A 25,101-nucleotide genomic window follows, 5' to 3' on the forward strand; every position below is an offset into this window, starting at 1 on the left:
GCTTCCGTGCAAACAAGGCTGTTGTGACGCCACCGACCAGGTGCCTGTTCGGACAGCCTTTCAGGAGGTTCGAGAACTGATGCTGACCAGATGCCGACGTACCTGACGCTGCATCAGGTGCATGCGGGGCAGAGGATGACTCGCCGCCCGGGAGCACCCACTGCAGCCCGAACGATTCGCGAGGAGCTCACACAGCCGGCGGCGGCGACGGGACCGCCATGAACCTCTTCCTGCGCCGCCAGGTCGTCAACAGGCCGGAATGACGGTTGGCTGCCGCCGCGCTCCAAGTACACCGGTGTAACGCACCTGGGCACTGCCCGGACGTCTTCACCGGTGCGCAGGGGTCCCGCCGCGTGGAGCAGTCGCGGCGGGGCTCCACCCGGCGATTTCACAACCGTTGAGTGGTGCCGATTCACAACCGTTAAAGTGGTGCCGACCGTGTCCACCGCGTCGGAGCCGACCTTGCCGAACCTGGCCAACCTCGAGGAGATCTTCTCCGACGAGGGTGACGGCACCGTCGGACCCGTGCGGTCGCCCGGCTGGCAGGGCAGCCTCTCGCCGCAGGGACTCGCGGTGACATTGATCGCCGACTACACGCTCCCCGTCCGGGCGTGGATGCCCTCGGCGGCGATCGTGGCATTGCTCGGCGAGTTCCAAGTGACCGCGGGCGCCGCCCGGACGACGATCAGCAGGCTGATGCGCCGAGGGGTGCTGGAAGGCAGCCGACAAGGGCGGCGCAGCTCCTACCGGCTGACACAGGAAGCCGCCGTCGACCTGTGGAGCGGCGCCGGCTCGATCGCCACCTTCACCACGCAACCCGACTCATGGGACGGACGGTGGACACTGATCGCCTTCTCCGTCCCGGAACAGGAGAGCGCGCGGCGGCGCGCGTTACGCACCGCGCTGCGTTGGCGCGGGTTCGCGCCGTTGTACGACGCGCTCTGGGTGTCGCCAAACCCCCTGACCGCCAAGGGACGGATCGAGGTGGCAGACCTGGCGCGGGGAGCGGTGACCGTGTTCCGCGCGCGACAGGAGGAATTGGATACGGAGGTCGACCGCAGCCCGGTCGAGGCGTGGGACCTGCCCGGCATCGCCGAGCACTACCGGGCCTTCATCAGCCGTTGGAGCGGCTTGCTTCCGCGCATCAGCGCCGACGGCGTCACCGGTGCCGACGCGGTACGCGCCAGGACCGAGGTCATGCACGCCTACCGGCACTTCCCCATTTTGGACCCGTTGCTCCCCATCGGGCTGCTGCCGCCCGGCTGGCCCCGGTCACGGGCGCGGGAAGTCTGCGTCGCGGTGTACGACGGTCTGCTCCAGCCGGCCCAGGACCATGTCCGCGCTGTGGTGACCCGATTCGCGCAGGGACCGCACCCCGACATCAGGGCTCATACGATCGCCGGTATGAGTGCGGGTGTCGGCCACGGCTGACGACGGACCGCCGCGAGCGTGACCGGGCGGACCGCGGAGATGCCACACAGCGCCTTCCGCCCCCGCGATCTGTCGAATGCGCGTCGAAGTCAACCGAGTTGGGCGCCAATGATTGACAGATCGGTACCCGATCGGGACTCTGACTGTTGCAAGACGACATGGGAACGCTCCCAGAAGCGCAGCACACGACGAGTGAAAGGAAAGCCACCTCCGCGACGCTTCTGCGGGATTCCCACCTCCCCCAAACAGGCGGGCGGGCAGGTGGGCGCGAAGGGCTTCTTCCATGATCGAGTCGCCGGTCGGCCGGTGTTGAGCGGCTAGCCGTGCCGCTCGCAATGCCACACCGTATCGCTCACCACCACGGTCGCTGCCATGGGCAGGGCCGGATCGTCCTCCACCGTGCGCGATACGCCGACCTGACCATCCCCACGGCTACTGCCCCCACCACCTCGGTCCGCGTCACCGCCGCAGCATCGCCGATGTTTCTTCCGACACCTGACCGAGCAGCGCTCCGCACACCCCCCACCAGGAGTCTTCATGACCATGCAACGGCGTAGTTTGCTGACCCTGAGCGCCGCCGGAGCCGCGAGCGTAGGCATGTCCTTGCTCGGCACGGGACAAGCAGGTGCCACCGCGAGGGCCGGAGCTCCGACCCGGCGGTTCGCGGTCGGTGTGCGCCCGTATGCCTGGAGCCGCGGCAGCCGCCGCTGGACCACCTACGTCTACTACCCCGCCACCGGTGCCCCCGGCGGCTCCCCGGTCACCAACGCCCCCGTCGCGCAAGGCGTCTTTCCGGTCTGCGAGTTCATGCACGGCTTCAGCAGCAGCCCGCACAACTCCCTGGCGATCATCCGCCCCCTGGCCGAGGCGGGGTTCATCGTCCCCGCCCCCCACTTCGCCAACCTCAGTGGTCAAGACGTCTACAACGGCAACCAGTCCAAGGACGTTTCCGAGGTCATCACCCGGACCCTCGCCCTGAACACCGCCGGGGACCCGCTGGCCGGTCACATCAACACAGCGGTCGGAGTCGGCGTCTCCGGCCACTCGATGGGCGGCATGACCACCCACGGTCTGCTGACGGCCTGGCCGGACGCACGGATCACCGCCGCGGTCCCCATGTCCTGTGTGGACATGGGCAACCCGAGCCCGTCGGTCCGCGCCAAGGTCCTGTTCATGCACGGCGACCGGGACGGAACGTGCCCGATCTCCTCCGCCCGTCAGGCGTATCGGGAACTGCCCGCCGCCAAGGCGTTCCTCACCTTCCGCGGCGCCGGCCACAGCAATTACTTCGGAGACTCCCGCACCGTCAACACTTTCGTGGACTGGATGCGGTGGAGTCTGTACGGCGACACCGTAGCCCGCGACCGCCTTCGCGCCGACGCCACCTCCAGCACGACCACCTGGGAATCCGTGCTGAGCTGAGGAACAACCACGCACGGCCCGGGCGCGCGTCCGCCGTGATCACGGCGCATCCGGTGGGGCCGTGCGGGATGCGTGCCCGCCCGCGGACGCGCGACAGCACGGCGCCCGGCCCCGTCCACCGCACGGGCGCTTCGCAGTTCCGTCCACTTCTCGGACCGCTGCGAGGTGAATCGCGGCGCCATCGGCTGTGTGCGTTCCCAGGCGGGGCGCCGAACCACACCCCCGAACACGCGGCGGCTCCGGCCGCTCGTACCCGGGCAGACAGGTCCACTTGGGGGCCAGCACCCCTGAGGCTGTAAGAGAGGAAAGCCATGGCTTCACCAGCAGGGAAGATCAGAGCCGTTCTCCTTGCCGTCACGTTGGCGGTCACCGTGTCCGTGTACGGCGCGGCGCATCAGGCAACGGCCGATTCGGTGGCGCAGTCGAGTGCTTCGCAGATCGTGGCCGACATGGGCGCGGGATGGAATCTGGGGAACCAACTCGAAGCCACCACCAACGGATACCCCAGCGAAACGGCATGGGGCCAGCCGACCGTGACGCAAGCCCTCATCGACAAAGTGAGGGCGGCGGGGTTCAAGACGATCAGGATCCCGGTCTCCTACCTGGGACACATCGGATCCGGACCGAACTACACGATAAACCCCTCCTGGCTGAGCAGGATCCAGCAAGTCGTCAACTACGCCTACAACCGGGGCATGCATGTGGTGATCAACATGCATGGCGACGGCTACAAGACCGTCAACGGATCATGGCTGATCTGCGATTCCCCCTCTCAGACGACGATCAAGGCCAAGTATGAAAAGGCTTGGCAGCAGATCGCGAACACGTTCAAGAACTACGACCAGCGCCTGATCCTGGAGTCCATGAACGAGGAGTTCGACGGGCAGTACGGCAACCCGACCCAACCGTGCTACTCAAACATCAACAGTTACAACCAGATCTTCGTGGACACCGTGCGGAAAACCGGCGGAAACAACAGTTCACGGTGGCTGCTCGTTCCCGGTTGGAACACGAACATCGACTACACCGCGGGCAATTACGGCTTCAGGCTTCCGTCCGACCAGTACCGGTCCCCCTCCATCCCCGCCAACGAGCGGCGCATCATGATCTCTGTTCATCACTACGCCCCGTGGGACTTCGCCGGAGAGGAAAGCGGCACCATCACGCAGTGGGGACGAGCGGCGACCAACCCATCGAGGACGTCGACGTGGGGGCAGGAAGACTATCTGGATTCGCAGTTGAAGAAGATGTACGACACCTTCGTCACGAAGGGGTATCCGGTGGTTGTCGGCGAGTACGGTGCGATCGACAAGTCGTCGTTCGATTCGTCGAACAACAGGTATCGCGCTGACTTCGCACGGGCCGTCGTTGCCACGGCCAAGAAATACGGTGCCTCCACCATCTACTGGGACAACGGCGCAACCGACCGTTACGGGTTCGGGTTGTTCGACCGGCGCTCCCTCACGGTGACCCAGCAGGGCATCATCAACGCCATCATGAGTGGCGTCGGTAGCGGTGCCGCCGGGTCGGGCCTTCCGTCCGGCACATAGCAGAACCAGAGTCCCGCCGACGGGCACATACTCCGGTGGGCGCGCAGTTCGGCCGGGTGGAGGCGATGCCACACGGTGTGCGATCTCGGCCGACTGCGCGCCGCCGGCCCTCGAATTGCCGTCGAGGACCGGGTGCGGGCGGACAAGGTGTACGACGCCATCTCCCGACGGCCCGGCCGGCCACGCCCGCGCGGCCGATGGTCGGGTTGCCCTTCATCGGCAGGCGGTCTCCCGCGCTGTAGGCGCCCGGGCGGGGCCGTGGGTCAGCCGGGTCGGCATCGAGACGTCCAACCCGGTAGGCACCGGCTCCCTCGCCGCCCCGGCCACCGTGGGCACCGGACACGGACTGACCGGCATGCGCGAGAGCGCCCACGCCGTCGGCGGCACAGCTCCGCCACGTAGTGCTCGAAGTCGTGCCAGGGGACGACAGGCGGGTGGAACAGGCCGGCCGGGACGGCCGGTACCGGAGTTCTTCCAGGTTCGGGTCTGGCGGGTGATGCATGAGTACGGACAGTCCGGGTAGGCGGGACAAGCCTGAAGGGGAAGGGCCGTGACACCTGGGGAGGTCGAAGCGGCCCTTCCCTGTTGTTGTCCGCCGGTTCAGACCGTGAAGCGGTCGGGGTCGGCCGCCTTCCAGTCGACCGCCCAGGACCGGGGAGGCTCGGCGAGCAACTGTCCGGGTTCGAGCCACTCGTACAGTTCCTCGTAGGAGCGCTCTGTGTGCGGCTCGATGCGTCGGCGGAGCATGTGCGGGCGCAGTTCGGAGGGGTCGGTGACACCCATGGCTGCCATGATCTGCAGGGCGCCGGCCACGGTCGCTTCCTGGAAGCGCTGGACGCGCGGCGTCTTGTCACGGACGTCGAGGGCGCGGGCGCGTCGGGGGTCCTGCGTCGTCACACCGGTGGGGCAGGTGTTCGTATGGCACCGCTGGGCCTGGATGCAGCCGACGGCGAACATCATCGCCCGGGCCGCGTTGCCGTAGTCGGCGCCCTGCACCAGGCGCTTGACCAGGTCGGTACCCGTGGCGATCTTGCCGCTCGCCCCGATCCTGACGTGGTCGCGCAGTCCCGCGCCGACGAGGGCGTTGTGTACGGTGAGCAGCCCCTCGGTCAGCGGGGCTCCCACGTGGTCGGCGAACTCCAGGGGCGCGGCTCCGGTGCCGCCCTCGCCTCCGTCGACGACGATGAAGTCGGGGGCCGTGCCCTCCTCCAGCATGGCCTTGCACACGGCGAGGAACTGCCGGCGCGAGCCCACGCACAGTTTGAATCCCGTCGGCTTGCCACCGGACAGCTCGCGCATCCGGGCGATGAAGCGGACGAGTTCGCGCGGGGTCGAGAACACCCTGTGGTACGGCGGCGAGATCACCGTCCGGCCCTCGGCCACGTCCCGTACCCTCGCTATCTCGGCGTTGACCTTCGCACCCGGCAGGACCCCGCCGATGCCCGGTTTGGCTCCCTGGGAGAGCTTCAGGGAGACGCACTTGACGTGATCGTGCGCGGCCTTGTCGGCGAATTCGCCGGGGTCGAAGTCGCCGTCCCGGGTACGGCAGCCGAAGTATCCGGTGCCTATCTCCCAGACCAGGTCCCCACCCGGCCTCAGGTGGTACTCCGACAGGCCGCCTTCACCGGTGTCGTGCGCGAAACCCCCGGCCGCGGCACCGCCGTTGAGCGCGAGGATCGCGTTGGCCGAGAGCGAGCCGAAGCTCATCGCCGACACGTTCAGCAGCGCCATGTCGTAGGGGCGTCCGCAGTCGGGCCCGCCGATCCGCACGCGCGGAGGCTGATTCGGCACGGCGCACGGTGCCATCGACGGAACCAGGAACTCGTAACCGGCCTCGTAGACGTCACGTTCGGTGCCGAACGGCTGCTCGGCGTCCGTGCCCTTCGCCCGCTCGTAGACGATGCTGCGGACGTCCCGGTCGAAGGGGCGCCCGTCGAAGTTCCGCTCGATGAAGTACTGCTGCAGCTCCGGGCGGATCCGTTCCAGAAGGAAACGGGCGTGCCCCAGACCGGGGTAGTTCCGCAGTACCGCGTGCCGACGCTGCAGCAGATCAGCCACACCCAGCAGACCCAGCAGGGTGAGCGGTACGGCGGCCAGGCACCACCACGGCGAGACACCGACCGCGGCGACGGCCGCCGCAGAGCCGGCGACGAGGATCAGGGCGACAATTGCCATACGAGTCACGACTCGCTCCCTGCCCCGAGCCGGCCCTGCCAGTCCTGCATATCGGTTAGAACACGACAAGAACACGGTTCCCTCGGCCCACCCCACGCCCTTCACATCGAAGTCATGAACCGGGTCCCGGATCCGGCCGCACGGCCTCTGTGATCCCGGCCCGGGCCGCTTCGAGCTGGGCGGCGAAGGCGATGCCCAGGAACAGGGCCACACCGGTCAGGTTGGCCCACAGCAGCAGGGCGACGAATGCCGTCAAGGGCCCGTACACGGCGCCGAACGATCCGCTCTCGGCGACGTAGAGCGCCAGCAGCCAGGTGGCCGTGATCCACAGGACGAGGTGGACCGCAGAGCCGAACGCGAGCCATGTGTAGCCCGGCTGGTCCCTGCGCGGGGCCCAGCGGAAGATCACCGCCGACGCGACCCAGGCGAGTGCCACGCCCAGCGGCACTTCGAGGGGCCGCCACCAGTCGAGCCACTGCTCGGACCAGCCGAGGGCCTCCACCAGCGCGTTCCCGAGGGCATCCCCCGCGACCAGCACGAGGAACCCCAGGACCATCGGCATGCCCGCCGCGAGGGCGAGGAGCAGGGACCGCCCGTACTTGGCCAGGAACGGCCGGTCGCGTTCGATGCCGTATATGCGGTTGGCGCCTCGCTCGACCTGCCCCATCGCCGAGGCGAGGTTGAGGATGGCGAAGGCCAGGCCCAGCCACATGGCGACGGCATTCCAGACCCCGGAACCGGCGCTGCGCGCGGTCGCGTCAAGAGCGTCCTCGACCAGACTCGCGCTGGCGCCCGGCACGATCTGGCCCAGGGTGAGTTCGATGACGCGCCCCACGCTCTCCGTGTGCACGGTAGTAGCCACGCCGACCAGCGCGATGGTGAACGGCACCAGTCCCAGGACCACTTGGAAGGCGAGCGAACGGGAGTTGGTGAAACCGTCGGCGTAACGGAACCGGGCGAAGGCATCGAGGAGCAGTCGGCGGCCACCGTAGTGTCTCAGCGCGGTGAGCGCCTCGTCTCCGGAGAGTTCGTCCCCGATCATGTCCCGCGTCTGTGGGACGTGCACGACGGTCCCCATCGAGAGCGTCTCCTCCTGTCGTCCGTACGGCCAGATGAGGAACACGACCTTGCCGTCGGGAGAACCGTACAGCCGGACGGCGTCCTGGTCAGGCGGATGTGTCGTCAGGCGGATCGGGGTGGCTTCCAGGCCCGCTGGTGCGGTGGGACAGAGGGGTGGGCGAGAGGGTGGTGTCCTCCTCGCCGGGTTCCAGGAGGGTGTTGGCGGCGCCGACGACGAGCGGGTCGGGGGTACCGACCGCCTCGACGTCCTTGCTGGTGTAGTCGATGCGCCACAGCAGACTGCGCATGGTCTCCAGCCGGGCGCGACGTTTGTCGTTGCTCTTCACGACGGTCCAGGGGGCGCGTTCGGTGTCGGTGGCGCGGAACATGTCGACCTTGGCCTCGGTGTAGTCGTCCCACCGGTCCAGCGAGGCCAGATCGGTGGGTGAGAGTTTCCACTGCCGCACGGGGTCGACCTGCCGGATGGCGAAACGGGTGCGCTGCTCGGCACGGGACACGGAGAACCAGAACTTGACCAGCAGGATGCCGTCGTCGACGAGCATCCGCTCGAAGGCCGGGCACTGCTCCAGGAACAGCTCGTACTGGTCCTTCGAGCAGTAGCCCATCACACGCTCCACGCCGGCCCGGTTGTACCAGGAGCGGTCGAAGAAGACGATCTCTCCCTCCGTCGGCAGGTGTGCGATGTACCTCTGGAAGTACCACTGACCCGCTTCGCGCTCGGTGGGCTTGTCCAGGGCGACCACGCGCGCGCCGCGGGGGTTGAGCCGCTCGGTGAGGCGTTGGATCGTGCCGCCCTTGCCGGCCGCGTCGCGCCCTTCACAGACCACGATCACTCGTGCACCGTTGTCCTTGACCCACCGCTGGAGCTTGAGCAGTTCGATCTGCAGGACACGCTTGATCCGCTCGTACTCCTTGCGGCCGACCTTGTGGTCGTACGGATGGTTCTCGCGCCAGGTCTTGAGGGGGCGGCCGGAACCGTCCAGCAGGATCGGTCGCTCCTGTCGGCTGTTGTCGACGGTCAGTCCGTCCAGCAGGCTGTCTGCCTGTTCAGCGTTCATCACACCACTCCCGCATCAGCCCTGTACCCCAGTATGGGTGTGCGCGCCACTCGGCTGTCTTCCGCCAGGTCTCCCCAGGTCAGAAGGACATACGGCCACGCGTGCGACGGCCGGCCGAGCCGCTGCGGCCCACCGCGCGGGAGCTCGTCCGGAACGGCTTGCTGAAGAGCCTGCCCAGGACGCCGGGCGCCTTGCCACCGGCCCTCGCGCCGACGCCGAGCGAACGCTGTGTGCCGCGTTCCGGGTGGCGGGAGAGACGGGGAAGAAAGAAGGCCAGCACGGCCAGGACCACACACACTCCGACGATGACGGCGATGATCACGACTCGGCTCCCTTGATCGGTTCGGGAGGACACGAGTGCCCCGTCACGCGCCCTCCATGTAGCGCCCGCCGTGCGCCGTGGAGCGCCCACCGTGCGCCACGTCGCCCGTCTGGCCATCGGCCGGAGCCGCACTATCGTGGATGCATGGGTGATCTCGCCGGCCCGGACGACGACGGGCTCCCTCCCGATCGGACCCAGGCCATCCTCGAAGCGGCCAAGGAGGTCGCTTCGCTGCTGAAGGCCGGAGGGCACTCCTTCGCGCTGGCGGGCGGTGTCGCCGTGTACGCGCACGGCGGTCCCGGGACGCTCCAGCACGACGTCGACTTCTGTGTGCTGCCGGAGGACATCGACGCCGTCACCGTCACACTGGAGGCCGCGGGGCTGCACGTGGTCCAGCCGTCCGAGGACTGGCTGCTGAAGACCCGGAGCCAGGGCCAGGAGGTCGATCTGATCTTTCGGCCGTCCCGGTCGCCGGTCAGCCGTGACCTGCTGGACCGGGCCGAGGTGCTGTCGGTGCAGTCGGTGTGGATGCCCGTGCTCGCGGCGACGGATCTGCTGGTCGGGCGTCTGCTGGCGTTCTCCGAGCACTACTGCGACTTCGGTGCCGTGCTGCCCATCGCCCGCACCCTGCGCGAGAAGATCGACTGGAACCGGGTGCGGCGCGAGTGCGGCGGCGAACCGATGCCGGCCGCCTTCCTGTATCTGCTGGAGCGCCTCAAGGTGATCGAGCCGGAGGAGGCCGGCGATGGCGACAGAACCTGAGAACGGACCAGGCGTCGGGCGCGCGCCCGAGGCGGGTGCCGGATCGCACACCGGTCCGACGCCCCCTGCCGCCCGCCCGGGGGCGGCCACCGAGTACCGCATAGCCCACGTCGGGGAGCGGCTCGCCCGGAGCGATCTGGCCGAGCTGGGCATGCGGATCGAGGCACGCGGCGACGCCGTGCACATCACCGGCACGGTGTCCACCGCGGCCGACCGCGAGACGATCCTGCGGATCGTGGCGGAGGAGTTGCAGGGCGTCCCCGTTCGGGCGGACATCGCGCTGGCCGACGTCACCGCGCCCGACCACCCCGAGGAGCTGTCGTGATCCGGGTCGCGGCCGTCGGGGACATCCATCTGGGGCAGGACAGCCGAGGTCTGCTCCGCCCGGCGTTCGACACCCTGTTCGACCACGCCGACCTCCTGCTGCTCGCCGGGGACCTCACCCGCCACGGCACACCGGAGGAGGCACAGGTCGTCGCCGACGAGGTGGCGGGGCTGCCGGTGCCGGTCGTCGCCGTGCTCGGGAACCACGACCATCACGCCGAGCGGCCCGAGGACGTGACGGAGGTGCTGCGCGCCGCCGGCGTGACCGTGCTGGAGGGCGAGGGAACCGTCCTCGACGTCGACGGGGTGCGGGTCGGGGTCGCCGGGACGAAGGGGTTCGGTGGCGGCTTCGCCGGGCGCAGCGGCAGCGAGTTCGGCGAGCCCGAGATGAAGGCGTTCGTCCGCCACACCCGGGGTCTCGCGGACGGTCTGCGCCGCGCCCTGGGCGAGTTGGCGGAGGACGGCTGCGCGGTCCGGGTCGCGCTCACCCACTTCTCCCCCGTGCCGGACACGCTCGTCGGCGAGCCGCTGGAGATCTACCCCTTCCTCGGCAGCTATCTGCTGGCGGAGGCGATGGACGAGTCGGGCGCCGACCTCGCCGTGCACGGCCATGCGCATCTGGGCACCGAGCACGGCATCACCAGTGGCGGTGTGCGGGTGCGCAATGTGGCCCAGCCGGTCATCCGGCGCGCCTTCGCGGTGTACCGGCTTCCGGTGGCCTCGGCCCCCGCGGAGTGAGTCCACTCCCCCGAGGGTGTTGCCCCAGCCGGCGGGGGACGGCCGGTCGGCGTTCGTAGCGGTGCCCGGACCGGGACGGGATGGGGGTTACCGTCCGTCGACACATCCGCCGACGGCCGAACGGAGGTCCTGGGATGTCCTGGGATGTCCTGGCGACGGCGGTGCGGGGTGGCGGCGGTGTCGGGAGCCGTTCTGGTGCCCCTGCTGACGACTTCTGGAACCGTACGCTGCGGAACCGGCAGTCCGAGTTCCTCGCCCTCGCCTCCATGGCCGTCCTGTCGATCTATCTGCGGCAGCGCGGCTCCCCGGAGTCCAAGCCGGTGGGAGCCGCCCACGCGACGACCGGCATCGAGGGCTGAACCCGGGGGAGCCGCGCCGCTCTCAGGGTCTGTCGTCACATTCCCGTCGCCGCCCGAATCGCGACGCAGGCGGGAATGTGACGACAGACCCTAGGCCGCCGCGGTCGACGCCTCCACCACGGGCTCGCCGGACTCCGTCTTCTCGAACTGAGTCCGGTACAGCTCCGCATACCGGCCGCCCGCCGCCAGCAGTTCCTCGTGCCGGCCGCGTTCCACGATCCGGCCGGCCTCGACGACGAGGATCTGGTCGGCGGCCCGGACGGTCGACAGGCGGTGGGCGATGACCACGGCGGTCCTGCCCTCCAGCGCCTCCGTCAGGGCCTCCTGGACGGCGGCCTCCGAGGTGTTGTCGAGGTGGGCGGTGGCCTCGTCGAGGATGACGACACGCTGGCGGGCCAGGAGCAGCCGGGCGATGGTCATGCGCTGGCGTTCGCCGCCGGAGAGCCGGTAGCCGCGTTCGCCGACGACGGTGTCGAGGGCGTCGGGCAGGGAGCGTACGAGGTCGTCGAGACGGGCCCGGCGCAGGACGTCCCACAGGTCGTCGTCCGTGGCGTCGGGTCGGGCGAGCAGCAGGTTGGCGCGGACGGTGTCGTGGAAGAGGTGGCCGTCCTGGGTGACCATGCCGAGGGTGCCGCGCAGCGACGCCGCGCTCAGGTCGCGCACGTCGACACCGCCGACGCGGACGGTGCCCCCGTCGGTGTCGTACAGCCGGGGCAGCAGCTGGGCGACGGTCGACTTGCCGGCGCCGGAGGAGCCGACGAGGGCGACGGTCTGGCCGGGTTCGGCGCGGAAGGAGATGCCGTGCAGGACCTCGGTGCCGCCGCGGGTGTCGAGGGCTGCCACCTCCTCCAGGGAGGCGAGGGAGACCTTGTCGGCGGACGGGTAGCCGAAGCGGACGTCGTCGAACTCGACGGCCACCGGGCCCTCGGGCACCTCTCGGGCGTCCGGTTTCTCCTCGATGAGCGGCTTGAGGTCCAGCACCTCGAATACCCGCTCGAAGCTCACCAGGGCGCTCATGATCTCCACGCGCGCCCCGGCCAACGCGGTCAGCGGCGCGTACAGCCGGGTCAGCAGCAGTGCCAGGGACACGATCGCGCCCGCCTCCAGGGTGCCGCGCAGCGCGAACCAGCCGCCGAGGCCGTACACCAGGGCGAGCGCGAGGGCCGAGACGAGGGTGAGGGCGGTGATGAACGCCGACTGCGCCATCGCCGTGCGGACGCCGATGTCCCGTACCCGGCGGGCCCGTTCGGCGAACTCGGCGGATTCGTCGCCGGGCCGGCCGAAGAGCTTGACCAGGGTGGCGCCGGGCGCGGAGAAGCGCTCGGTCATCCGGGTTCCCATGGCCGCGTTGAGGTCGGCCGCTTCCCGCTGGAGCCGGGCCATCCGCCGGCCCATGCGCCGGGCGGGAACCACGAACACCGGCAGCAGGACGAGCGAGAGCAGGGTGATCTGCCAGGAGAGGGTGAGCATGACGGCGAGGGTGAGCAGCAGGGTGACCAGGTTGCTCACCACTCCGGACAGGGTGTTACTGAACGCCCGTTGGGCTCCGATGACGTCGTTGTTGAGTCGACTGACGAGCGCTCCCGTACGAGTACGTGTGAAGAACGCGACCGGCATGCGCTGCACATGATCGAAGACGGCGGTCCGCAGATCGAGGATGAGTCCCTCGCCGAGCGTCGCCGAGAGGCGTCGGCCCAGCAGCCCGAGCGCCGCTTCGGCGACGGCGATGAGCGCGATGAGCACGGCAAGGCGGACGACGAGTGTCTCGTCCCCGTCCGACACGATCACGTCCACGACGCGCCCCGCGAGCACCGGCGTCGCCACGGCGAGCAGGGCGGTCACAACGCTGAGGGCGACGAACCACGTGATACGGCGACGATGTGGACGGGCGAAGGCGCCGATGCGCCGTAGCGTCGTCCGGGCGAAGGGGCGGCTGTGCTGCTGGGCGGTCATCATGCCCTGCAGCTGGGTCCAGGCTGTGGTCTCCATACTCATACGGAGGACGTTAGGACCTCGACCAAGCTTGAGGTCAACCGCTTTCTCGATGCGCCGGCCGGGGTGGGGAAGGGGAAGCGTCCCTACCGGCGGTGCGCATCCGGACATTCCCAGGGAACCGGTGGCCGGTCGTCGACCGATCCGCGCAGGTCCCGTGCCGATCAGCCGTGCGGATACGGCAGGATGAGCCGTCGCACCCGACGTCGTACACGCGTCCGGGCAAGCGTGAACGAGCATTCCGGATTCGAGCAGGTGGCAAGTGACGACACATCACATACGGCCCGTGGGACCCGACATACGGCCTGTCGGCCGCTCCCCGCGTCCCTCGGGAGGCGACCGATGACCCGGACCCTCACCCTCGACGACTACCTCGTGGCCGGAATCACCCTGGCCGCGGGCCTGTTGGCCGCGTTCCTGCTGCGGCTGCTGCTGCGCTGGCTCGGCGGCCACGCGACGAAGACCCGCTGGGGCGGTGACGACGTCATCGTGGACACGCTGCGTTCGCTGGTGCCCTGGAGCGCGTTCGTCGGCGGCGCGGCGGCCGCGGCGGCGGTGCTGCCGCTGACGAAGACCGTGCAGCACAACGTGAACCAGTCCCTGACGGTGCTGTTCATCCTCGTCGCCACGGTGACGGCGGCCAGGGTGGTCGCCGGCCTGGTGCGCACCCTCGCCCAGTCGCGGGCGGGGGTCGCGGGCTCGGTCACCATCTTCGTGAACATCACCCGGGTCACGGTCCTCGCGATCGGCTGTCTGGTGATCCTCCAGACCCTCGGCATCCCGATCGCCCCGCTGGTCACCGCTCTCGGCGTCGGCGGTCTGGCGGTGGCCCTGGCGCTGCAGGACACCCTCGCCAACCTCTTCGCGGGCATCCACATCCTCGCGTCGAAGACGGTCCAGCCGGGCGACTACATCAAGCTGAGCAGCGGCGAGGAGGGCTATGTCGTCGACATCAACTGGCGGCAGACGACGATCAAGTCGCTCTCCAACAACCTGGTGATCATTCCCAACGGTCAGCTCGCCGGCACGAACATGACCAACTTCAACCAGCCCGAGCAGGACATGACCCTGCTCGTGCAGGTGGGCGTCGGCTACGACAGCGATCTGGAACATGTGGAGCGGGTCACCAACGAGGTGATCGCCGAGACCATGAAGGAGGTCGAGGGCGCCGTCCCCGACCATGAGCCCGCCGTGCGGTTCCACACCTTCGGCGACTCCCGCATCGGGATGACCGTGATCCTCGGGGTCGGGGAGTTCAGCGACCAGTACCGGATCAAGCACGAGTTCATCAAGCGGCTGCACAAGCGGTACCGGGCGGAGGGGATCAGTGTGCCGGTGCCTCGGCGGGCGATCACGCTCCAGACGGGGGGCGGCAGCGTGGAGATCCCTCATCAACGGGAGTCCTCCGTCGAGGTCGCGCCCTAGGGGTTCCGTCCCCGCCGGGGTTCCGCCCCCGCCGCCCCCACCCGTCCCATCCTCAAGGGGCTGCGCCCCTGCGACTCCCGGCTGTCCGTCCGGTGGGGCTTCTCGCGCAGTTCCCCGCGCCCCTTGAGGGCCTTCGGCCACTCAGGGGCCAACAGCACGGGGCGCAGCCCCTGCTTCTCAGGCGCCTTTCAGGGGCGCGGGGAACTGTGCGACCAGCCCGCACGCAGCCGCACCCGACAACGCGCCCCACTCCCCGCCCCCTGTCGAGTACCGCCCCCGCACGAGATATCTTGATGTCGAGCAATGTTGCAGACGTGGAGCGGAGCACCCGGTGACTGACTCGACCATCATCTACACGCACACTGACGAGGCGCCCGCCCTGGCGACCCACTCGTTCCTGCCCGTGATCAAGGCGTACGCCTCGCAGGCCGGTGTCTCCGTGGAGACCCGTGACATCTCGCTGGCCGGGCGCATCATCGCCGTCTTCCCGGAGTACCTGGAGGAGGGCCAGCGCATCCCCGACGCCCTCTCCGAGCTGGGCGAGTTGGCCAAGACGCCCGCGGCGAACATCATCAAGCTGCCGAACATCTCGGCGTCGATCCCGCAACTCAAGGCCGCCGTGGCCGAGCTGCAGGGCCAGGGCTACGCGCTGCCGGACTACCCGGACGACCCGAAGACCGACGAGGAGCGCGAGATCCGCGCCCGCTACGACAAGATCAAGGGTTCCGCCGTGAACCCGGTCCTGCGCGAGGGCAACTCCGACCGCCGGGCCCCCGCCTCGGTGAAGAACTACGCCAAGACCCACCCGCACCGCATGGGCGCCTGGTCCGCCGACTCCAAGACGAACGTCGCGACCATGGGCGAGAACGACTTCCGCTCCACCGAGAAGTCCGCGGTGATCCCCGAGGCCGGTTCCCTGAAGATCGAGCTGGTCGGCGACGACGGCTCCACGACAGTGCTGCGTGAGTCCGTACCCGTCCTGGCGGGCGAGGTCGTCGACGCCTCCGTGATGCGCGTCGCCGCGCTCCGCGAGTTCCTGACCGCGCAGGTCGCCAAGGCCAAGGCCGAGGGCGTGCTGTTCTCCGTGCACCTGAAGGCCACGATGATGAAGGTCTCCGACCCGATCGTCTTCGGTCACGTGGTGCGCGCCTTCTTCCCGAAGACGTTCGCGCAGTACGGCGAGGCGCTGGCCGCGGCCGGTCTCTCCCCCAACGACGGCCTGGGCGGTATCTACAAGGGCCTGGAGGCCCTTCCGGAGGGCGCCGAGATCAAGGCCTCCTTCGACGCCGAGCTCGCCGAGGGCCCGGAGCTGGCGATGGTCGACTCCGACAAGGGCATCACCAACCTGCACGTGCCGTCCGACGTCATCGTCGACGCCTCGATGCCGGCCATGATCCGCACCTCCGGCCACATGTGGGGCCCGGACGGCCAGGAGGCCGACACCCTCGCGGTGCTCCCTGACTCCTCGTACTCCGGTGTCTACCAGGTCGTGGTCGACGACTGCCGCGCCAACGGCGCCTACGACCCGTCGACCATGGGCTCCGTCCCGAACGTCGGCCTCATGGCGCAGAAGGCCGAGGAGTACGGCTCCCACGACAAGACCTTCGAGATCCCGACCACCGGCACGGTCCGCCTCGTCGACCAGGCCGGCAACGTGGTGCTCGAGCAGACGGTCTCCGCCGGCGACATCTTCCGCGCCTGCCAGACCAAGGACGACCCGATCCGCGACTGGGTGAAGCTGGCCGTCACCCGCGCCCGCGCCACCGGCGACCCGGCCGTGTTCTGGCTGGACGAGACCCGCGCGCACGACGCCAACCTGATCGCCAAGGTCAACGCCTACCTGCCGGAGCACGACACTGAGGGCCTGGACATCCGGATCCTCGCCCCGGTCGAGGCCACCAAGCTGTCGGTGGAGCGCATCCGCCGCGGCGAGAACACGATCTCGGTGACGGGCAACGTGCTGCGTGACTACCTCACCGACCTGTTCCCGATCCTGGAGCTGGGCACCAGCGCCAAGATGCTTTCGGTCGTCCCGCTGATGGCGGGCGGCGGCCTCTTCGAGACGGGCGCCGGCGGCTCCGCCCCGAAGCACGTCCAGCAGCTCGTCAAGGAGAACTACCTGCGCTGGGACTCCCTCGGCGAGTTCTTCGCCCTGGTCCCCTCGCTGGAGCAGTACGCGACAGCCACTGGCAACACCCGCGCCAAGGTCCTCGCCGACACCCTGGACCGCGCCACGGCGACCTTCCTCAACGAGGACAAGTCCCCCTCGCGTCGCGTCGGCGGCATCGACAACCGCGGCAGCCACTTCTACCTGTCCCTGTACTGGGCGCAGGAGCTGGCCGCCCAGACCGACGACGCCGACCTGGCCAAGGCCTTCGCCCCGCTCGCCGAGACTCTCACGGCGAACGAGCAGAAGATCGTGGACGAGCTGATCGCCGTTCAGGGCAAGCCGGCCGACATCGGCGGCTACTACCAGCCCGACCCCGCCAAGGCCGCCGCGGTCATGCGCCCGTCGGCCACGTGGAACGAGGCGCTGGCGAACTTCGCCTGAGCCCGACCGACACGCCGGTCCAGGGCTGAGAACCCCATCGGCACAGCAACACACCGCCCCGGCCGTATCCACGGCCGGGGCGGTGTTCGTGCAGGTCCCTGCAGTCGGTCGGCGCCGAGCACCGTACGCAGGACGTCGGCATGAGCACAACAGCGGCCCCAAAAGTAAGTCGTACACAACTAATTTGCCCACGACTGTCTACTGCGCGATTATCTTGCACTGCATGCAGTTGAGGAGGTTCGAGATAGGGTGAGTGATCGTCATGCAGGGCACGGGACCGAGGAGCGACACCGTGAGTACAGCCGGCGACATCGTGGGCGCTACCGGAGCGGCCCCCGCACCGGAGCACAGCCTCCTCCTGGACGACCAGCTCTGCTTCGCCCTGTACGCCGCTTCGCGCGCGGTCACGGCCCGGTACCGGCCGCTGCTCGACGAACTGGGCCTGACGTATCCCCAGTACCTGGTGATGCTCGCCCTCTGGGAACAGGACTCGATCTCCGTACGCGATCTGGGCGCCGCGCTCCAACTGGAGTCCAGCACCCTCTCCCCGCTCCTCAAGCGGCTGGAAGCCGGCGGCCTGCTCCGCCGTGAGCGCCGCAGGGACGACGAGCGGTCCGTCGCCATCCGCCTCACCGAGGCCGGGGCCCGGTTGGAGGACCGGGCCCGGACCGTCCCCGTGGACATCGGCGAGGCCATGGGACTGACCCCCGAACAGCACACCATGACCAAGCAGTTGCTACGACTGCTCACGGCGAACGTCAGCAGGACGTGACCCGGCGTGGGCGGCCGGAGTTCAGTGCGCGGCGTCCAACCTGATCCGCTGCTCCTCCGTCAGCTCCAACTCCACGGCGCCGAGGTTCTCCTCCAGTTGCGCCACCGACGACACCCCGGCCAGCGGCACGATCGGGAACCGCCCTGCCAACTGCCAGGCGAGCACCACCTGGTTGACGGTCGCCCCGGTCTCCCGCGCCACCTCGCCCAGCACCTTCGTCCGAGCGCGGGTGCCCGGGTGGTCATAGTCGGGCAGCAGCGTCTCCGGCCGGACGTAGCCGCCCTTGAGCAACGGTGAGTAGGCGACCAGGGTGAGGTCGGGCTCGGCCTCCAGATAGCTCAGCAGCTCGCCGGTGGTGGCGCCGAGGGTGCCGTCCGCCCAGAGGTCGCTCGGAACGTCGGTCCGCGGCCGCAGATAGCTGTGGTGGTACTGGAGCACCTCGTAGCCGGGCAGCCCGGCCGCAGCGGCGATCGCGCGGGCCCTCTCCACCCGCCACACGGCGTGGTTGCTCACACCGAGCAGTCCGACCGTGCCCTCCGCGACGAGTTCCGCGAACCCCTCGACGGTCTCCCGCGCCGACACCGTACGGTCCTCGATGTGCGCGTAGAGCAGGTCCAGCCGCTCCACCCCGAGGCGCTCCCGGCTCCGCTCCGCCGACTCCCGGATCACCTTCGCCGACAGGCCCTCGGGGTTGTCGACATAGCTGGTGCCGGGCGCGAGGGGCCGGGCACCGAGCTTGGTGGCGATGACGACCTCGTCACCGATCCCCCGGCTGCGCCGCCACCTGCCGAGCAGTTCCTCGCTCTGTCCGCCCTGCCCTCCGTCGACCCAGAAGGCGTAGTTGTCGGACGTGTCGATGAAGTTCCCGCCCGCTTCGACATAGCGGTCGAGCACCGCGAACGACGTCTCCTCGTCCGTCCGCGAGCCGAACAGCATCGCCCCGAGAGCGAGAACGCTCACCTCACGCCGGGTCCCCGGATCCCTGCCGATCGTCCTGTACCTCATACCGTCGCCTCCCGTTCCGCCCGCACCTCGGGCCCGGACGGGAGTCTTCAACTTGGAGCGCACGCGAAGTCAAGCGTGCGCGCACGGAACGAGGGGCCGTACCGAACCGCTTCGGTACGGCCCCTCGTCGGGTCGTCAGGAGTCCAGGAACTTTCCGCAGGAGCCCTCGGCCACCCAGCGGTGGGAGCTGATCTCGTTGTCCACGTCGTAACCGCTGGTGAACGAGAACCCGTTGAGGCTGCTCATGTAGAACTCGGACTTCTTGATGCAGGTGTGTCCGCCGGCCCAGTCCGTGCCCGTGCCGTTGAAGACCTGGACGGCGAGTCCGGAGGTGCCCTTGTGGAGGATGGACTCGGCGTTGTTGGTGTCGCCGCCCTGGAACGAGCCCTGGTCGTTGCCCCAGTTCGAGTCCGACCCCTCGGCGCTGCCGAGGTAGCCGCTGCAGTTGTCGTTCGCGTAGGCGTAGAAGTAGCCGTTGTTGGCGCTGTTCCACGCGTTGTCACAGGCGGTCGCGGCCTGGGCGCCGCCGGTGGGGACGATTACCGCGAGGCCCGCGAGGCCCAGAGTGGCGGCTGCGGCCAGGGTCTTGCGCATGAGGGATCACTCCTTGTTCTGCTGGTGTGGTGCGGGGTGCTCCGCAGGCGGAACCCTGCGGACGTGTGGGGGTGCGGACGGGTGCGTCCGCCGTCAGGCCGTGGTGCCGGTGATGTCCTCGGCCCGTTCCAGTGCGGCGAGCGCCATCCGCCGGTAGGTGGCGATGTCGGTGGCGTACCGGCCCAGTTTCTTGTCGCGGTACTCGGCATCCAGCTCACGTGCCGTCTCGGCCAGCGGTGTTCCGGTGGCGCAGGTGGCTTCGGCGACCGCCAGGCCGACCTCGACGGCGAAGGCCTTCTTCGCCGGCAATCCCTTCGTGAGCGCGGGGAGTTGGTCGCGGACGGCCGGTGGGTCGGCGTAGTCGTGTCCGGCCTCGCGCATACAGATGGACCACTGCTCGACGGCACGCACGAAACGGCCGTCCGCGATGAGGGCGGGCACATACAGGGGCGACAGGTTGGTGGCGGTCTTCTCCGCCCGGAACCAGGTCTCGAAGTCGCCGTAGAGCCGGCTCTTGGCCTCGGTCTGGCAGCTTTCGCGCGGTGTCCGGACGGTGCCTCCGGCGGGCAGTTCGGCGGTGAGCATTCCGCTGGACGGGCCGCCTTCGAGCGCCTTGCTGTAGCGGATGCGCTCCGGCTCCGGGAGCGCGTTGGCGTAGGCGTGGTTCGGGTCGTCGCGCTGGACGTCCTGGAGCCGGTCCGCGCGTCGACTGCCGTAGCCGTGTTTCCCGGCCCACACCGGGTCGGTGAGCACGTAGCCCCCGCCCTTGAGATCGTCCACGGTAAGTGCGGTCCGCGCCCAGTACTTGAAGCCCTTGCCCTCCATGCACTTCTTCACGAGCTGGGCTTCGGCCCGCTGCACGAGGATCTGCTCGGCGTCGGTGAGTTCCCGGCCGATGTTCGCGGTGCCCGACGCCGCGTCGGCGGTCCCCGACCTGGCGCTGCCCGAGTCGGCCCTCCGGCCCCTGTCACCGCTTCCGCCCCCGGCGCAGCCGGCCGAGGCGATGGCGACGACCATCGCACCGGCGCAGGCGAGGGCGAACGTTCGCTTCATGCCACTCCCCCTCCGCTTCGACTGTGTCGGCTGTTTCGGCTGTTTCGGCTGACGCCCCTGTGGCGGGGCGCGCCGCATACGATTCCGTGCGGCGCGACCTCAGGCCATGCCTTTGCGTCTCACCGCAAAAGCGCAGCTCGAAGCAGTGATGGCGCGGCTCGGTGAAGGCGGTACCGGGAGAGATGTCCGGGTCACCCGGAGGGGTTCGCCGGTGCTCCCGGTCACGGCCGTACGGTCTCCGGCGGGGTGGTCGGCGGCGCGGTCGAGGCCCGGAGCACGGACGCGCCGAGCGGCGTGAGCGTGTGCAGGACGTTCGCACCGTTCCGGGTGGTGGTGATCAGGCCGGCGTTGCGCAGCGCGGTCGCGTGCCTGCTGGCGGAGGACGCGGACACACCGGCGGCGCGGGCGATCTCGCCGGTCGTGGCACCGGTGACCGTGGCGTGGAAGGCCGCGGCGCGCGCCCGCCCCAGTAGCTCCGTCAGCGCCCGGTCGGCGAGGGCACCCCCCAACGCCCCTGCGGGGGCGGGCTGTTCATGGAGAAGCGGGTAGTACAGCACAGGCGGAAGTTCCGGGTCGGCGAGGCTGACCGGAGCGTCCCAGCAGAAGTAGGAGGGGACGAGGGTGATGCCCCGCCCCTTGAGGTACAGGTCGCGTTCCTGGACGGGGTAGCGCACATGCAGCACCGGCCGGCGCCACTGCATGGTGGGTCCGAGCCCGGCGAGCATGCCCTCCACGCCGCCGTCCATGAGCCCGCGACATCGTGCGGCGCGCTCGGCCTCGATGCGGGCCGCCATCCGGTCCTGGTAGGGGGCGACCACGGCGTCGTAGTAGGTGCGTAACACCCGTACCAGCGCCTCCCGCTCGGCCGGCTCGGCGAGCCGGGGCGCCCAGGAGGGGGCTCCGGCGGCCTGGTCGAGCAGTTCCATCTCCTCTCCGACGCGTCGCGGTGGGGTGGCGAGGAGTTCACCCAGTCCGCCGTCGAGGTCGCCCAGCGTCTGCGGGGGTGTGAGGAAGTCGGGGAAATAGGCGGCCCTCGGATACAACGGCAGCAACGTGGTACGCAGCACGCGCTCCAGCTTCTGTTCGTGCAGGGCCGCCCTGGCGCTGCGGTACCACTCCGCGTAGGCCCACCTGCCTCGACGCGACTGGAGACGGTGCAGGCTCGCGGCGAGCTCCCACAGCGGGTCGACCCGCGTCGCGATGCGCGTTCTCGCGAGGTCTATTTCGGTGAAATGTATCCGGAGCGCCACGTTCTCCCTTTGCTGATCCAGGTTTTTGCGAACTGGGGCAACAGAATGGCCGACCGAGGGAGTTGAGGCAATCACAGAAAACGCACATGACAATCACCCGATCCACACACGGGGGGTGGTCGGCGGCGCGAACCCACACGAGTGCGGGCGGTGATGCCCGCGCACGCGGTCGGTGCGGGCGGGGATTCAGGTGAGGGGGCGGGAGTGCACGCTGACGGCGTAGCCGCCGCCCTGGTGGTAGGGGGCGCCGTCCCAGGTGGCGAAGCGCTGCCGCAGGGTCAGGCCGGCCTGTGCGCACCAGTGGTCGAAGTCCGTCAGTGTCACTGTCGGTTCCGACAGCGGCAGGTGCTCCGCGTCCAGTCCCATACCGGTCACCAGCAGTCCGCCGGGGCGCAGTACGGCGGCCATGTGCCGGACGACAGCCGGTTCGGTGCCGGCGGCCAGCAGGGGGATGACGTTCCCGGCGGCGAGCACCAGGTCGAAGCCGGGTTCCAGGCCGAGGCTGTCGAGGCGGGCCAGGTCACCGTGGAGCCAGGTCAGTGCGGGGGCCTTGCGGCGGGCGACGGCGAGCATGGAGCGGTCGACGTCCACGCCGGTGCAGCGGTGGCCCAGTTCGGCGAGCCGGATCGCGACCCGCCCGGTGCCACAGCCGGCATCGAGGATGCGGGCGGCGGGCTGCAGCAGCGCGGCGCAGAAGGCGGCCTCGCCGTGTACGTCGTGTCCGGACTCCGCGAGTCGCTCGAACCGTCGGGCGTACTCCTCTCCGGCCTGCCCGCCTGTCAGTTCCGACCAACGGTCGCGTCGCGTCGTCATGTGCTGCGTGCCTTCCGGTCGGCCACGTACGGAACCCGCTACAGAAACAGGGGGCGTTGGAGCGCCCTCACTGATCGTCGCACGCGGCCGCCACCGGCGGGTTCAGGAGGGTGAACCGGCGGGGCCACCCGGTCGCGCGGGCGCGGCACGGCACCCCTCCGACTCGCACGACCAGGTCGAGCAGCGTGGCGCGGACCTCGAGCGCGCCGGCCTCGGCTCCCTCGGAAGGAGCGCGGCGGTGGGCGCGCGGTCACAGGAACCGGCGGATGGGCTGCACGGCGGCCTCCCGGGCCCTCTGCACGACGGAGCGCGACTTCCAGCGGCCGACCCGGATCGGTTCGCTGACGGCGATGTCCGCTTCGAAGTGTTCGTCGAGGGTGGCGGTGAACTCCTCGTCGAGCACGGCGAGCATGACCTCCTCGTCGTGGTCGAGGGAACGGCGGTTGAAGTTGGTGGAGCCGATCAGCGCGGCGACGTGGTCGACGGTGATGATCTTGGCGTGCATCATCGTCGGTAGGTACTGGTAGATCCTCACTCCGCAGGAGATCAGGTCCTCGTAGTGGTGCTGGCCGGCCATCCGGCAGACGCGTTTGTCGGTGTGGGGGCCCGGCAGCAGGATGTCGACCCCGACCCCGCGCCGGGCGGCGGCGCACAGCAGGTCGACGAAGTAGGGGTCCGGCGAGAAGTAGGCGGTGGCCAGGCGGAAGCGCTCCTCGGCGGATTCCAGCATGACGCGCATCAGGGTCTGCATGTCCTGCCAGCCGAGGCCGGCCGAGCCGCGTACCACCTGCACGATGGCGTTGCCCTGCGGGCGGTGCTCGACGAACCTGTCCCGGTCGTCGAAGAGTTCGTCGTGGCATTCGGCCCAGTTCTGCGCGAACGCGGCGGCCAGACCGTCGACCGCGGGTCCGCGGACCTCGACGTGCGTGTCGCGCCACTCGTTCTCGTCGCGTGCGTCGCCGCACCATTCCTGGGCGATGCCCACCCCGCCGGTGAACGCGATCTCCTCGTCGACGACGAGGACCTTCCGGTGACAGCGGTGATTCTGTTTCAGCGGTGAGAGGTACGGCGGCTTACGGAACCAGGCCACCTGCACTCCGGCCCGGTCCATCGTTTCCAGATGCTCGGGCTCTATCTGCCGGCTGCCGAACCCGTCCAGCAGCAGCCGCACCCGAACACCGGCGCGGGCCCGCTCCGCAAGGGCCTGGGCGAACTCGCGGGCGATGTCTCCCTTCCAGTAGACGAACGTCATCATGTCCACCGTGTGACCGGCGTGACGGATCGCGTTCAGCATCGCGGCGAAGATCTCATCTCCGTTGCGCAGAGGGGTGAGCGTGTTGCCCTCGGTGGCCGCGACCCCTATCAGACGCTCCAGACGCCGCCGTAGGCGTCTGACATGCGGCTCGACGGACGATCTGCCCGACGCTCCACGGGGTCCGGGAATCATCTCGGACGGTTCTTGCGTACTGGTCATGGCAATCCCTTGGTCGGAACACGAGGCGGGAAAGCGGCAGACCGAGGCGCCCCGGTCCGGCACCAGCCGTACAGCCGGACGACTGCGCTCCGCGCCGACGATGCGACAGACCTGCTCGTAGGGTCCGGCCGTCATGACGGCCGGACCCTACGAGGGCTGAGTGCGGGTCAGGTCACCATCGATACCACCGGCCGCGTCCACCGCCGGCGGTGGTCGACCGCATCACGAAGCCCAGCAGCCACAGCACCAGCACGGCGAGGGCCACCCACCACAGAATCTTGACGGCGAATCCCGCCCCGAAAAGGATCAACGCGAGGAGCAGAACGATAAGCAAGGGAACCATTGTCAACCTCCTGCGGCTCCGTCTGCCCTGCCCAAGTCCTTCCATTCCTGGAGCTCGTGGTGTTTATGAAGAAAGAGTCAGGGCACACGGCTTTACCGCGAGACCATCACCAATGGCTAAGAGGAGGCGCGTTCCATGGCTGCCGGCGAGAAGGCCAAGGCGAAGGCCGAGCAGGTCGAGGGAAAGGCCAAGAAAACCGCGGGAAAGACCCTCGGAAACGACCGCATGGCCGCCGAGGGGAAGACGCAGGAAAGCAAGGGCGACGCCCGTGAGGCCAAGGAAAAAACCAAGGACGCCTTCAAGCGCTGACGCGTCGTACTGCTCGCGGGTCTTCCCGAAATGTTTCGGGAAGACCCGCGTTTTGCTGTGGTCGGCACCATACTGCGGCTAGTTGTGCGCTGTGAGGAAAGAGCCGGGGCGCCGACGGTCAAACCGGGCGGGGAATCCAGGACCAGCGTCGAGGAGACCCGCCCCCGCCAGGGGGCCCGGCCCTCGCTCGGCGGTGTTCGCCGACCGACTCGACAACGTGGGGGAACCGCATTCCATGCCCGAATGAAAGGAGGCCGATCGGGTGAACTCGAAGCCTGCCGAACGACGGCACGGACGTG

Annotated in this window: 22 protein-coding genes and 1 pseudogene; 11 read left to right on the forward strand and 12 right to left on the reverse strand. The window is 69.2% G+C overall.

Translation table 11 applies throughout. The features are described from left to right. The first annotated feature begins 438 nt into the window (after window positions 1–438). The 3 genes from ACFY9I_RS31565 (at window position 439) to ACFY9I_RS31575 (ending at window position 4,403) form a co-directional block, all read left to right on the forward strand. Complete coding sequence (locus ACFY9I_RS31565; RefSeq protein WP_391007760.1) at window positions 439–1,431, forward strand: PaaX family transcriptional regulator C-terminal domain-containing protein; 993 nt, start codon at window positions 439–441, stop codon at window positions 1,429–1,431. A gap of 537 nt (window positions 1,432–1,968) precedes the next feature. Continuing rightward, entirely contained in the window at window positions 1,969–2,853 is an 885-nt protein-coding gene (locus ACFY9I_RS31570) for an alpha/beta hydrolase (protein WP_391007762.1), read from the forward strand. Between the two features lie 311 nt (window positions 2,854–3,164). Next, entirely contained in the window at window positions 3,165–4,403 is a 1,239-nt protein-coding gene (locus tag ACFY9I_RS31575; protein ID WP_391007764.1) for a cellulase family glycosylhydrolase, read from the forward strand. Between the two features lie 600 nt (window positions 4,404–5,003). Here ACFY9I_RS31575 and ACFY9I_RS31580 read toward each other — a convergent pair. From ACFY9I_RS31580 to ACFY9I_RS31595, 4 genes are all read right to left on the reverse strand, one after another. After that, the gene (locus tag ACFY9I_RS31580) at window positions 5,004–6,587 is read right to left on the reverse strand and encodes a glutamate synthase-related protein (protein WP_391007766.1); all 1,584 of its coding nucleotides are present in this window, start codon (window positions 6,585–6,587) and stop codon (window positions 5,004–5,006) included. A 103-nt stretch (window positions 6,588–6,690) separates the two neighbouring features. Next, window positions 6,691–7,656, reverse strand: a complete 966-nt coding sequence (locus tag ACFY9I_RS31585) for a YhjD/YihY/BrkB family envelope integrity protein (protein ID WP_391007768.1) — start codon at window positions 7,654–7,656, stop codon at window positions 6,691–6,693. A gap of 88 nt (window positions 7,657–7,744) precedes the next feature. Continuing rightward, window positions 7,745–8,716 carry a polyphosphate kinase 2 gene (gene ppk2, locus ACFY9I_RS31590; protein ID WP_391007770.1) on the reverse strand — a complete coding sequence of 324 codons (972 nt, stop codon included), beginning with the start codon at window positions 8,714–8,716 and terminating at the stop codon, window positions 7,745–7,747. 79 nt (window positions 8,717–8,795) lie between these two features. Then, window positions 8,796–9,038: a DUF6411 family protein gene (locus ACFY9I_RS31595; RefSeq protein WP_391007772.1), complete on the reverse strand. Its 243-nt coding sequence runs from the start codon at window positions 9,036–9,038 to the stop codon at window positions 8,796–8,798. 144 nt (window positions 9,039–9,182) lie between these two features. On the opposite strand from ACFY9I_RS31595, the gene ACFY9I_RS31600 reads away from it, so the two are divergent. The 4 genes and pseudogenes from ACFY9I_RS31600 to ACFY9I_RS31615 all read left to right on the forward strand — a co-directional run. Beyond that, complete coding sequence (locus tag ACFY9I_RS31600; RefSeq protein ID WP_391007774.1) at window positions 9,183–9,800, forward strand: nucleotidyltransferase family protein; 618 nt, start codon at window positions 9,183–9,185, stop codon at window positions 9,798–9,800. After that, window positions 9,784–10,125: a hypothetical protein gene (locus ACFY9I_RS31605; RefSeq protein ID WP_391007776.1), complete on the forward strand. Its 342-nt coding sequence runs from the start codon at window positions 9,784–9,786 to the stop codon at window positions 10,123–10,125. The genes ACFY9I_RS31600 and ACFY9I_RS31605 overlap by 17 nt, the downstream gene beginning before the upstream one ends. Further along, window positions 10,122–10,862 (forward strand): metallophosphoesterase, encoded by a 741-nt coding sequence (locus ACFY9I_RS31610; protein ID WP_391007778.1) that lies wholly within the window; start codon window positions 10,122–10,124, stop codon window positions 10,860–10,862. The genes ACFY9I_RS31605 and ACFY9I_RS31610 overlap by 4 nt, the downstream gene beginning before the upstream one ends. Before the next feature lie 209 nt (window positions 10,863–11,071). Further along, a pseudogene (locus ACFY9I_RS31615) lies at window positions 11,072–11,221 on the forward strand (DUF6766 family protein); the annotation flags it as partial. 90 nt (window positions 11,222–11,311) lie between these two features. On the opposite strand, the gene ACFY9I_RS31620 reads toward ACFY9I_RS31615, so the two are convergent. Continuing rightward, complete coding sequence (locus ACFY9I_RS31620) at window positions 11,312–13,210, reverse strand: ABC transporter transmembrane domain-containing protein (RefSeq protein WP_391007833.1); 1,899 nt, start codon at window positions 13,208–13,210, stop codon at window positions 11,312–11,314. A gap of 345 nt (window positions 13,211–13,555) precedes the next feature. Between ACFY9I_RS31620 and ACFY9I_RS31625 the strand changes: the two genes are divergently transcribed. The 3 genes from ACFY9I_RS31625 to ACFY9I_RS31635 all read left to right on the forward strand — a co-directional run bounded on the left by ACFY9I_RS31625 (window position 13,556) and on the right by ACFY9I_RS31635 (window position 17,961). After that, window positions 13,556–14,638: a mechanosensitive ion channel domain-containing protein gene (locus ACFY9I_RS31625; RefSeq protein WP_391007780.1), complete on the forward strand. Its 1,083-nt coding sequence runs from the start codon at window positions 13,556–13,558 to the stop codon at window positions 14,636–14,638. A gap of 331 nt (window positions 14,639–14,969) precedes the next feature. Next, complete coding sequence (locus tag ACFY9I_RS31630; RefSeq protein WP_391007782.1) at window positions 14,970–17,189, forward strand: NADP-dependent isocitrate dehydrogenase; 2,220 nt, start codon at window positions 14,970–14,972, stop codon at window positions 17,187–17,189. Window positions 17,190–17,481: 292 nt separating this feature from the next. Beyond that, a complete protein-coding gene (locus tag ACFY9I_RS31635) occupies window positions 17,482–17,961 on the forward strand; it encodes a MarR family transcriptional regulator (RefSeq protein WP_391007784.1) in 480 nt (159 codons plus the stop codon). 21 nt (window positions 17,962–17,982) lie between these two features. Here the strand turns inward: ACFY9I_RS31635 and ACFY9I_RS31640 are convergent, their stop codons facing one another. The 7 genes from ACFY9I_RS31640 to ACFY9I_RS31670 all read right to left on the reverse strand — a co-directional run bounded on the left by ACFY9I_RS31640 (window position 17,983) and on the right by ACFY9I_RS31670 (window position 24,493). Beyond that, window positions 17,983–18,966: an aldo/keto reductase gene (locus tag ACFY9I_RS31640; RefSeq protein ID WP_391007785.1), complete on the reverse strand. Its 984-nt coding sequence runs from the start codon at window positions 18,964–18,966 to the stop codon at window positions 17,983–17,985. Window positions 18,967–19,101: 135 nt separating this feature from the next. Continuing rightward, complete coding sequence (locus ACFY9I_RS31645) at window positions 19,102–19,560, reverse strand: hypothetical protein (protein WP_391007787.1); 459 nt, start codon at window positions 19,558–19,560, stop codon at window positions 19,102–19,104. A 93-nt stretch (window positions 19,561–19,653) separates the two neighbouring features. Next, window positions 19,654–20,613, reverse strand: a complete 960-nt coding sequence (locus ACFY9I_RS31650) for a hypothetical protein (RefSeq protein WP_391007789.1) — start codon at window positions 20,611–20,613, stop codon at window positions 19,654–19,656. Window positions 20,614–20,834: 221 nt separating this feature from the next. Beyond that, complete coding sequence (locus ACFY9I_RS31655; RefSeq protein ID WP_391007790.1) at window positions 20,835–21,863, reverse strand: ArsR family transcriptional regulator; 1,029 nt, start codon at window positions 21,861–21,863, stop codon at window positions 20,835–20,837. A gap of 186 nt (window positions 21,864–22,049) precedes the next feature. Next, the gene (locus ACFY9I_RS31660; RefSeq protein WP_391007792.1) at window positions 22,050–22,676 is read right to left on the reverse strand and encodes a methyltransferase domain-containing protein; all 627 of its coding nucleotides are present in this window, start codon (window positions 22,674–22,676) and stop codon (window positions 22,050–22,052) included. Window positions 22,677–22,926: 250 nt separating this feature from the next. Beyond that, entirely contained in the window at window positions 22,927–24,123 is a 1,197-nt protein-coding gene (locus ACFY9I_RS31665; RefSeq protein WP_391007835.1) for a phospholipase D-like domain-containing protein, read from the reverse strand. Window positions 24,124–24,322: 199 nt separating this feature from the next. Further along, window positions 24,323–24,493, reverse strand: coding sequence for a hydrophobic protein (locus ACFY9I_RS31670; protein WP_391007794.1), 171 nt, complete (start codon window positions 24,491–24,493; stop codon window positions 24,323–24,325). Window positions 24,494–24,628: 135 nt separating this feature from the next. Here ACFY9I_RS31670 and ACFY9I_RS31675 point away from each other — a divergent pair, with 135 nt between their 5' ends. Continuing rightward, window positions 24,629–24,802 (forward strand): CsbD family protein, encoded by a 174-nt coding sequence (locus ACFY9I_RS31675; protein WP_391007795.1) that lies wholly within the window; start codon window positions 24,629–24,631, stop codon window positions 24,800–24,802. The last annotated feature ends 299 nt before the right edge of the window (window positions 24,803–25,101 follow it).

The sequence above is a fragment of the Streptomyces sp. NPDC012510 genome (genome assembly GCF_042955065.1).
In the GTDB taxonomy this organism is placed as follows: domain Bacteria; phylum Actinomycetota; class Actinomycetes; order Streptomycetales; family Streptomycetaceae; genus Streptomyces.

Coding starts and splice junctions, on each gene's coding strand:
- ACFY9I_RS31650 (WP_391007789.1), bottom strand. CDS start 20,613: ATGAAGCGAACGTTCGCCCTCGCCTGCGCCGGTGCGATGGTCGTCGCC.
- ACFY9I_RS31645 (WP_391007787.1), bottom strand. CDS start 19,560: ATGCGCAAGACCCTGGCCGCAGCCGCCACTCTGGGCCTCGCGGGCCTC.
- ACFY9I_RS31570 (WP_391007762.1), top strand. CDS start 1,969: ATGACCATGCAACGGCGTAGTTTGCTGACCCTGAGCGCCGCCGGAGCC.
- ACFY9I_RS31575 (WP_391007764.1), top strand. CDS start 3,165: ATGGCTTCACCAGCAGGGAAGATCAGAGCCGTTCTCCTTGCCGTCACG.
- ACFY9I_RS31585 (WP_391007768.1), bottom strand. CDS start 7,656: ATGGGGACCGTCGTGCACGTCCCACAGACGCGGGACATGATCGGGGAC.
- ACFY9I_RS31600 (WP_391007774.1), top strand. CDS start 9,183: ATGGGTGATCTCGCCGGCCCGGACGACGACGGGCTCCCTCCCGATCGG.
- ACFY9I_RS31675 (WP_391007795.1), top strand. CDS start 24,629: ATGGCTGCCGGCGAGAAGGCCAAGGCGAAGGCCGAGCAGGTCGAGGGA.
- ppk2 (WP_391007770.1), bottom strand. CDS start 8,716: ATGAACGCTGAACAGGCAGACAGCCTGCTGGACGGACTGACCGTCGAC.
- ACFY9I_RS31660 (WP_391007792.1), bottom strand. CDS start 22,676: ATGACGACGCGACGCGACCGTTGGTCGGAACTGACAGGCGGGCAGGCC.
- ACFY9I_RS31620 (WP_391007833.1), bottom strand. CDS start 13,210: ATGGAGACCACAGCCTGGACCCAGCTGCAGGGCATGATGACCGCCCAG.
- ACFY9I_RS31605 (WP_391007776.1), top strand. CDS start 9,784: ATGGCGACAGAACCTGAGAACGGACCAGGCGTCGGGCGCGCGCCCGAG.
- ACFY9I_RS31640 (WP_391007785.1), bottom strand. CDS start 18,966: ATGAGGTACAGGACGATCGGCAGGGATCCGGGGACCCGGCGTGAGGTG.
- ACFY9I_RS31670 (WP_391007794.1), bottom strand. CDS start 24,493: ATGGTTCCCTTGCTTATCGTTCTGCTCCTCGCGTTGATCCTTTTCGGG.
- ACFY9I_RS31625 (WP_391007780.1), top strand. CDS start 13,556: ATGACCCGGACCCTCACCCTCGACGACTACCTCGTGGCCGGAATCACC.
- ACFY9I_RS31665 (WP_391007835.1), bottom strand. CDS start 24,123: ATGATTCCCGGACCCCGTGGAGCGTCGGGCAGATCGTCCGTCGAGCCG.